The 2,056-nt window shown below is 74.1% G+C and carries 1 protein-coding gene and 1 pseudogene; both read left to right on the top strand.

What is annotated here, in order from left to right; genetic code table 11:
• Positions 1-996, top strand: a 996-nt coding sequence (locus FV228_RS27845; RefSeq protein ID WP_147857457.1) for an acyl-CoA dehydrogenase family protein, incomplete at its 5' end; no start/stop codon positions are given.
• A gap of 131 nt (positions 997-1,127) precedes the next feature.
• Positions 1,128-2,056: pseudogene (locus FV228_RS27840) on the top strand (DEAD/DEAH box helicase); the annotation flags it as partial.

Raw genomic sequence — 2,056 nt, 5'->3', positions numbered from 1 at the left:
GGCCTGCTGGCCGCGCCGGTCCCCCGCCGCGAGGGCGGCGCGGGCCTCGGCGAGGAGCCGGACGGTGCAATTCTTCAGGCCGTGCTCACCCATGTCGGGGCCGGCAGCCTCGCGCTGGGGCGCGTGTACGAGGGCCATGTCAACGCGGTGCAGCTCGTTGCCCGCTATGCCGACGGCGAGGCGCGCAGCGCCCTGCTGGCCGATGCCGTCCAGGGCCACCTGTTCGGGGTCTGGAACACCGAGCCGCCGGGCAACGGCCTCAAGATCGATTCCACCGGAGGCGCCCCGACCTTGAGGGGCGTGAAGACCTTCGCGTCGGGGGCCGGGTTCGTGACCCGCGCCCTCGTGACCGCGCAGCCCGACTCCCCCGGGTCGCAGATGATCGTCGTCGCCCTCGAACCCGGCGAGCGGGCGGACCTGTCGGCCTGGCGCGCGCAGGGGATGCGCGCCTCGGCGACAGGCACCGTGGATTTCACCGGGCTCGGCGCCGACCGCTTCACGCGCGTGGGTGGGCCCGACGACTATCAGGTGCAGCCGCATTTCTCGGGGGGCGCGTGGCGCTTCCTCGCGGTGCAGCTCGGCGGCCTGGAGGCGCTGCTCGACGCATGGCGCGGCCATCTCGTCGCCACCGGCCGCGGCGAGGACCCGCATCAGCTCGCCCGCCTCGGCGAGGGCGTGATCGCGGCCGAGACCGCGCGCCTCTGGGTGGCGCGGGCGGCCGCGGTCGTGGGCGAAGAGGGCGACCCGGACGGGATCATCGCCTACGTGAACCTCGCGCGCCTCGCGGTGGAGCGCGCCGGGCTCGACCTGCTGGAACGGGCGCAGCGCTCGGTCGGCCTGCAGGGCTTCCTGCGCGACCACCCGCTGGAGCGCCTGACCCGCGACCTCGCGACCTACCTGCGCCAGCCCGGCCCCGACCGGGCGCTCACCGAGGGTGCCCGCCACGTGCTGCGCGCCCCGCGGGCGAGCGGCGATCTCTGGCTGGACGAGGCCTGATCCCGGAGGCCCGAGAGTCTCGGACGCAAGCCTTTTCGAATGCGGCATCGCGTCTGTGAATCGGACCGGCGCGGCCGGGAGCCCTGACCGCCGACCGGCGTTTGCAGGATCCGGGACAGGTTCGGATCAGCATGGCCAAGCGCAGGACGAAGACGGTCGCCCACCAGGAGACCGAGGACGCGCCGCTGATGCCCACGGGGGCGCTCGCGGTGGCGCTGCTGGATCTGGCCGAGGACGCGGCCCCCCTGGTCCACGTCGCCCGGGATGCAAGGCGGCTGGAGGAGCTGGCCGCCACGCTCAAGGCCCTCGATCCCGACATCCGGGTCGCCGTCTACCCGGAATGGGATTGCCTGCCGCTCGACCACGCATCGCCGTCGCGGGCCACGATGGGCGCCCGGGCCGCCGTGATGCGCTGGCTGACCGACCGCGACGCCCTGCCGGGCTTCGTGCTGACCACGGCTCCGGCGCTGATCCAGCGCGTGCCCCCGCCCGAGACCTGGGCCGATGCCCGGGTGACGTTTCGGGTCGGCGATCCGCTCGACGTCGCCGCCGTGATGGCCGACCTCAAGCGCCTCGGCTACATCCTCGACGAGCGGGTCGACGAGCCCGGCGAGATCGCCGTCCGGGGTCGCACCGTCGAGGTGTTTCCCGCCGCCGCCCCGCGGCCCTGCCGGATCGAGCACGCGGACGGGCGCGTCACCGCGATCCGCTCCTACGATCCGATCTCGCAGCGCTCCGTCGCCGAGGTCGCGGATCTGGTGATCGACCCGGCCACCGAGATCGTCCTCGCCCCGGATTCCGGCCAGAGCTTCAAGCCCTTCACCGGGCAGGAGCACCGACTGGAGCGCTACTATCCGCGTCTCGTCACCCTGCTCGATTACGTGCCGGGGGCTCGCCTGGTCGTCGAGGACGGGACGCAGGCCCGGGTCGACGCCTTCTACGAGCAGATGGAGGAGGCGGGCGCTCGCCGTGCGCCCCGTGGCGGTCGCGCTGAGGGCGGCGAGGGCCTCTATCTCGCGCCGAAGGCGTGGCGGGCCGTCGTGGCCGAGCGGACCCGGGC

This window comes from Methylobacterium sp. WL18 (assembly GCF_008040015.1).
GTDB classification, from domain to species: domain Bacteria; phylum Pseudomonadota; class Alphaproteobacteria; order Rhizobiales; family Beijerinckiaceae; genus Methylobacterium; species Methylobacterium mesophilicum.
This window is presented reverse-complemented; position numbering and strand designations above follow the sequence as displayed.